Source organism: Streptomyces sp. MB09-02B, from assembly GCF_033794485.1.
GTDB lineage: Bacteria > Actinomycetota > Actinomycetes > Streptomycetales > Streptomycetaceae > Streptomyces.
Genome location: NZ_JARGEE010000466.1, coordinates 1 through 6,492 on the forward strand (window position 1 = coordinate 1; position 6,492 = coordinate 6,492).

Here is a 6,492-nt window from a genome sequence, read left to right on the forward strand (position 1 = left end):
AGGGAACCCTGGTCGTCGCCTCTGACGGCATCGACATGCCCAAGGGGCAGTCGTCCATCACCGTGCGCACGCACTTCATCGACGACGAGCCCGCCGCCGGTCGCGGGGGAGGCGGTCGTGCGGTCGGGCGGTGCGCCGCAACCGCCGCAGAGCGCGCCGCTGCCGCCCGTGGACGAGGGTGCCACCCAGTACATCCCGTATGTGCCGGCGGCCGGGGCCATGCCGGGGGACGAGGGGGCGACGCAGTTCATACCGCCGGTGGTCGCGGAGGCGTCCGCCGCCGAGGCCGCCACGCAGTTCCTGTCGCCGGTCGGGCCGGGCGCGCTGCCGCCGGAGGCCTCGGGGGACGCGACGACGTATCTGGGGCGGGTGCCGGACAGCGGTGCCGGATCCCTGCCGCCGACCGCGCACCCCGGGCGGCCCGGGCCCGGGGCGCCCGCCGGGCATCCGGACGAGGCGGCGACGCAGTACATACCGCCGGTGGCCGCGCAGGGGCAGCCGCAGCCGCGCCAGCAGTCGTACGGTGCGCCGGGTGCGCAGCCGGGACAGCAGCAGCCGGACGTGTTCGACAGCCTCTTCCGGAACGAGCCGGGGGCCGGTGGCACCCCCGGGTCCACCCAGCAACTGCCGAAGATCGACCCCGGTCATGCCCCGCAGCCGCCGCGGGGTCCGGGCGGGCCCGGCGGTCATGGCAGCCACGGCGGCCGCGGGGGTCACGGCGGACCCGGTGGCCACGGAGGTCACGGTGGGCATGCCGGGCGCGCCTCCGGGAGACGGGAGAGCGGGGGCGGTGGGGGCGGTCGTACGAGATCGCGGGTGCCGTTGATCGCGCTCGTCGGTGTGGGGATCGCGGTGCTCGGGATCGGGGCGGGCGCGCTGATGGCCGGGTCGGGGGACGACTCGTCGCCGAGCGACAACAAGCCGGTGTCGGCGTCCGGGGCGCCCGAGGAGTCGGAGCCCGCGTCGGCGGATCCCGCGCGCGAGCAGGCGGTCGCGCTCGACAAGCTGCTGGCGGACAGCGGCGACAGCCGGAGCAGCGTGATCAAGGCGGTCGCGAACATCAAGACCTGCTCCAACCTGGGCCAGGCCGCCACGGATCTGCGGGACGCGGCGAAGCAGCGCAACGACCTGGTCACCCGGCTCGGCGAGCTGTCCGTCGACCGGCTCCCGGACCACGAGGCCCTGACCACCTCGCTGACCAACGCCTGGAAGGCCTCGGCCGCCGCGGACAACCACTACGCCGCGTGGGCGGACCAGACCGCCAAGAAGAAGGGCTGCAAGAAGGGTCAGGCCCGCAGCACCGGCCAGACCCAGGCCGGCAACCAGGCCAGCGGCACGGCCAGCGCGGAGAAGACCAAGGCCGCCGAACTCTGGAACAAGATCGCCAAGACCTACACCTTGACCGAACGCCAGGCGGTCCAGCTGTAGGGGCCCTTGCCGGTCACACCCCGGTCACACCCCGGTCACACCCCGGTCACACCCCGGTCACCCCCGGGCCTGTCGGTCAGTTCTCCGCCTCCTCCAGCGTCTTCTCCACGTTCACGAAGTCCCTGCGGGCTGCCACCAGTTGGCCCTTGCGGACGGTCTGGAAGGTGACTTCGGGGTTGATGAGGCGGGGGAAGCCCGCGGAGGCGATGAGGTCCTCGAAGCGCCAGCTCAGCGGCGGGGTCAGGCCACCGGTGGTGACCTTCAGGCCGTCGTCGAGGACGCGCCGGATCGCCTGCGAGGTCACCTCTCCGTCACCGATCTCCCCGAGGGCTGCCGTCAGGACCGTGTACGCGATCCACGTGGTCTGCACCCCGGGGTCCGCGGGGTCGATCCGGTTGTCGCCGAACGCGTGCTCCCGGATCACCTCCTTCATCCGGTCCCACCGCTTGTCGCTCTCCACCGGGTACCAGCCGGTGACGTACGCCCCCTCGTACGGTCCCGACCTCCCCCCGGTCGCGTCGATCACCGTCTGGTCGACGCTGCCGAGGACCGTCCCCGTACGGACGTCCGGGAAGTCCGCGCGGTCGCGGCGGAAGGAGTCCATGAAGGTGAAGGTGCGGTCGCCCAGGGCCGGGACCACGCACCCCTCCCTGCCCGGCTCCGTGCTGGCCCGCCGCAGCGCCTCCCGGGCGTGCCCCCCGTACTCGGTCGCGTCCTCGGCGGCCAGCTGGTCCTCCGACCCGTCGTGGCCCCCGGACCGCAGCCCCGAGTCCAGCAGCAGCGGCAGCTGGTCGCCGGCTATCGAGTCGGGGCGGACGAGGGCGACCGGGCCGCAGTCCCCGGCGAGCTGCTCACCGAGGCCCGCCATGAGGGAGGCCTGGCCGCCGTTGACCGGGTACGAGAGGGCGCTGGCGAACTCGTCGTCGGTGACGCCGTAGCCGCCGATGTACGGGATCCCCGCCGACTCCAGCGGAGCGAGGAAGGAGCGGCCGTGCTGGCTGTACGATCCGACGACCGCGACGACGTCCTCGTCGGCGGCGCGGCGGGCGCACTTCGCGGCCGCCACCGTCTCGTTCCGGTCGTTGCAGGTCAGGATGCGCAGCTCGCGGCCGTTGACGCCGCCGTTCGCGTTGACCCAGCGGGCGTACGCCTTGGCCATCGCGGGCATGCCGGGCTTGTTGGTGGCGGCCGTCTTCTCGGGGGCCCAGGTCATGACGGTGACGGGGCCGTCCCCGGTACCCCCCGTGGTACCAGGGATGGCCCCGCACCCGGCGACGAGTGAGGCACACGCCGCCAGCGTGGTGGCTCTGACCAGGCGTTTGGCGAGGCCTGGGGGAGGGCCTGGGGTCTGCGGGGTCTGTCGTGCCCGGAAGCCAGTCATGGCTCCGCACGATTCCGCCACACCACCAACCCGGGCGTGACGGATGGTCAACGCGAGGTGACCGGGAGGTGAATTGCGAGGAGCTACGATCGTATTTTCGAGTGGTTTCAGAGAGGAATGCGCGATCGATGACCGTCCAAGGTCCGGAGACCCCTTCCCGTCGTGGGCGTCGCTCATCCACCATGGGCGGCATGCCACTGAACGACATGCCGTGGTGGCGCTGGCGCAGCAATGTGCGCTCCGCGCTGCACATGCTCTCCGACCCCGCGTTCCAGCAGAACGTCTGGCTGGCCGGTGTCGACGGGTACGGGGACGTCACCGACGCCGTGTACCGCCTGGTCGAGGACACCTGGCTGGACAACTGGTCCGCCGAGAAGTACGTCGGCACGATCTTCCGTGACGCCCAGGAGGCGGCCCTCGTCGACACCGCCGTGCTGCGCGTGCTGCGGATCATGCACCAGGTGGGTCCGGACGCGCCCGTCTCCGCGTACCTCGACCACGACGCCTGGCCCGAGGCCGTCCGCGCCGCCCGCGAGGCCCATGTACGCCTCTCGGTGAGCGACGGGGAGGACCCGGACGCACCGCCGCGCACGCTCGAAGTGCTGCAGATCATGACCAGGGCGGCGTAGGGGCTGCCCGGACGGCGCCGCGGGGGCCCCGCGGCCCGGTCCCGGGGCCGCGGGACCCTCGGTCCGGCCGTCGGTCCGACCCCTCGGTCCGGCCCTCGGGACGGTTGCCGACAGGGGTACGCCATATGGGACCCTGTCCGGCATGAACGAGCAGTCCACCCGAGCCGCGGCGCCCGCCGACCAGTACGTCCTCACCCTCGCCTGCCCCGACAAGCCGGGCATCGTGCACGCCGTGTCGAGCTACCTCTTCATGACCGGCGGAAACATCGAGGACAGCCAGCAGTTCGGCGACCACGACACGGGTCTGTTCTTCATGCGCGTCCACTTCTCGGCGGAAGCCCCGGTGAACGTGGACAAGCTGCGGGCCAGCTTCGCGGCGATCGGTGACTCCTTCCGGATGGACTGGCAGATCAACCGGGCCGACGAGAAGATGCGCATCATCCTCATGGTCAGCAGGTTCGGGCACTGCCTGAACGACCTGCTCTTCCGGGCGAGCACGGGCGCGCTGCCGGTGGAGGTCGCGGCCGTGGTCTCCAACCACACCGACTTCGCCGAGCTGGTGGGGTCGTACGACATCCCCTTCCATCACATTCCGGTCACCAAGGACACCAAGGCGGACGCGGAGGCGCGGCTGCTGGAGATCGTGCGCGAGGAGAACGTCGAGCTCGTCGTGCTGGCCCGCTACATGCAGGTCCTCTCCGACGACCTGTGCAAGCAGCTCAGCGGGCGCATCATCAACATCCACCACTCCTTCCTGCCGAGCTTCAAGGGCGCGAAGCCGTACCATCAGGCGCACACGCGTGGGGTGAAGCTGATCGGTGCGACGGCGCACTACGTCACCGCCGACCTCGACGAGGGCCCGATCATCGAGCAGGAGGTCGAGCGGGTGGGCCACGGGGTGACGCCCGAGGGGCTCGTGGCGGTCGGGCGTGACGTGGAGTGCCAGGCGCTCGCGCGGGCGGTCAAGTGGCACGCCGAGCGGCGCATCCTGATGAACGGGCGCCGGACGGTCGTCTTCGCCTAGAAGGCGCGGGAAACGTGAGCGACCTCGGTGAGTATCTCCGTCTGACGGACGAGGAGTTGGCGCGGATCCAGGTGGATCACGTCTGGGCGTGGGACCACATGGAGGACGTCCGCGAGGGCGAGGAACACGTCGAACCCGGGCCCGCCGACGGGCTCTACTACGCCAGCGACATGGCCTGGCCCCTCCTCCGTGTGCTGCTGGGACGTGCCGGGTTCCCCGTGGACGTGAGCCGCGGTGAGCAGCGGATCCGTTACGCGGACCCCGGGGAAGGGGACTACGGCTATCTGACCGCCGACCAGGTGGGCGTGGCGGCCCGCGGGCTGGCCGACCTGCCGGTCGACCGGCTCATGGCGTACGTCGAGCCGGGTGACGTCGTCGGGGCGGGGCTGTGCCCGCCCGTCTGGGACGAGGCCCAGGCCCTGAAGGTGACGCGGCTCGTGTACGGAGAGCTGGTGGAGTACTTCGGCGCGGCGGCCCGTGAGGGTCACGCGCTGCTGGTCTGGCAGCTCTGAGCCACCACGAGCCGGCCACCGGCCGCACAGGGCTCTGGGACCGCACAGGGCTCTGGGGACCGCATGCGGCTCCGGGCGCCGCGTACGGCCTCGGGCCTGAAATACGGCCTCGGGTCTACATACGGCCTCGGGCTTACCTGCGGCCTCGGGCTCACATGTGGCCTCTGGTCTACATGCGGCTCAGGGCCGCCGCGGCGAACAGCACGTCCCTGATCGCCTGCCGGTCGCCGTCCTGGCCGGCGGCCGCCTCCTCCGGAGGTACGTGTCCGGCGGCGAGCCGGCAGAACTCGACGCCGTCCAGGGCCACATGGGCCACCTCGCGGTCGGCGGAGCCGAGGGCCGCGGGGGAGTCGAGGGGGATCAGCCACTCACCGCCGCCGGAGCCCTCGATCTCCAGGCGGAGGCTGCGGCCGGGGCTGCCCGCCGGTACGAGGTGGCGGCCGGGCGGGGGCGGGGACGCGAGCCCGGTCCTGCGGCGCTCGGCCAGTGACACGGGCAGCATGCGGGCCGCCAGGTCGATCATGCCGTGCAGATGCCGGCCGGAGGGCGGCTCGTACGGGTAGTCCACGGCCTCCGCGATGTCCTCCGCGTGAATCCAGCACTCGAACGCCCGATCGAGCATCGCGTCCTGGAGGGGGAGCGCGAAGCCGCCGTACGGGACGTTCAGGCGGCCTGAGGTGCCAGTGCCGGGGGTGCCGGAGCCGTCGGGGCCGTCGCCGCCCGTGAACGAGGTCGTGCGGACGATGTCGTGGCTCTGTTGCCGCCAGGGGGCGCGCAGGGCGCGGGTGGGCGGGAAGTGGGACGCCTTCCAGTACGCCTCGGTGCGCGCCGCCGGGGAGAGGTCGACGGGAAGCTGGTCGGGGCCCGGCTCGGACCCGTCGGGCGGGGCGGGCAGGGTGAGCGGGTCGTCCAGGCCGAGTGCCGCGGCCACGAGCCCGTCGACGGTGAGCAGGTGGGCGATGACCCCGGCGACGGTCGTACGACGGCTCACCGGGCCCTCGCCCTCGAACCAGCGCAGCCGTACGGGGGAGTGCCAGTCGGCGGCGCCGATGTCCTGGAGCAGGGCGTCCAGCCGGGCCGTCTCCGCGTCGTACGGGGCGGCCCAGCGGGGAACGGGGATGTGGGGTGGGCGGCGGCCAAGGCAGACGTCCAGTACCTGGGTGCGCAGGGCCGGGTCGAGGTCGAGGCTCTCCGGCGCGTGCAGCAGCCCCACGGCCTCCCGCAACCGCCGCGCCTCGTCGGCGCACCCTCCGCACACACCGAGATGCTCCTCCACCGCCAACGCCTCCTCCCCGGAGCACACCGCCAGGGCCCAGGCCCCGAGCAACGCCTTCAGCACCCGGTGCTCCAGCACGAGGGGGGAGGGGGCGAAAGGTGCGGAGGCTGTCCCTTATACACTTCCCCGAGCCCACGAAACGGGCAGAAATCCGGTATCCCGTCTTCCCTTGGAAAAAAAAAAAGAACAACTCACACACACTACCACTACACACACGCATAAGACGACAAGAAGTAGTACAA

At 72.0% G+C, this 6,492-nt stretch carries 5 protein-coding genes and 1 pseudogene; 4 read left to right on the forward strand and 2 right to left on the reverse strand.

All coding sequences use genetic code 11. The features are described from left to right. Nucleotides 1-21: 21 nt before the first annotated feature. Nucleotides 22-1,428, forward strand: a complete 1,407-nt coding sequence (locus tag P1P70_RS38045) for a hypothetical protein (RefSeq protein WP_413471640.1) — start codon at nucleotides 22-24, stop codon at nucleotides 1,426-1,428. Nucleotides 1,429-1,504: 76 nt separating this feature from the next. Here P1P70_RS38045 and P1P70_RS38050 read toward each other — a convergent pair whose 3' ends face one another. Then, complete coding sequence (locus tag P1P70_RS38050) at nucleotides 1,505-2,809, reverse strand: ABC transporter substrate-binding protein (RefSeq protein WP_319245919.1); 1,305 nt, start codon at nucleotides 2,807-2,809, stop codon at nucleotides 1,505-1,507. 128 nt (nucleotides 2,810-2,937) lie between these two features. On the opposite strand from P1P70_RS38050, the gene P1P70_RS38055 reads away from it, so the two are divergent. The 3 genes from P1P70_RS38055 (at nucleotide 2,938) to P1P70_RS38065 (ending at nucleotide 4,974) form a co-directional block, all read left to right on the forward strand. Then, nucleotides 2,938-3,438: an SCO4402 family protein gene (locus P1P70_RS38055; protein WP_319245921.1), complete on the forward strand. Its 501-nt coding sequence runs from the start codon at nucleotides 2,938-2,940 to the stop codon at nucleotides 3,436-3,438. A 142-nt stretch (nucleotides 3,439-3,580) separates the two neighbouring features. After that, nucleotides 3,581-4,462 (forward strand): formyltetrahydrofolate deformylase, encoded by an 882-nt coding sequence (purU, locus tag P1P70_RS38060; protein ID WP_319245922.1) that lies wholly within the window; start codon nucleotides 3,581-3,583, stop codon nucleotides 4,460-4,462. A gap of 14 nt (nucleotides 4,463-4,476) precedes the next feature. Further along, nucleotides 4,477-4,974, forward strand: coding sequence for a DUF1877 family protein (locus P1P70_RS38065; protein WP_319245924.1), 498 nt, complete (start codon nucleotides 4,477-4,479; stop codon nucleotides 4,972-4,974). 169 nt (nucleotides 4,975-5,143) lie between these two features. On the opposite strand, the pseudogene P1P70_RS38070 reads toward P1P70_RS38065, so the two are convergent. After that, nucleotides 5,144-6,340: pseudogene (locus tag P1P70_RS38070) on the reverse strand (zf-HC2 domain-containing protein); the annotation flags it as partial. Nucleotides 6,341-6,492: the final 152 nt, after the last annotated feature.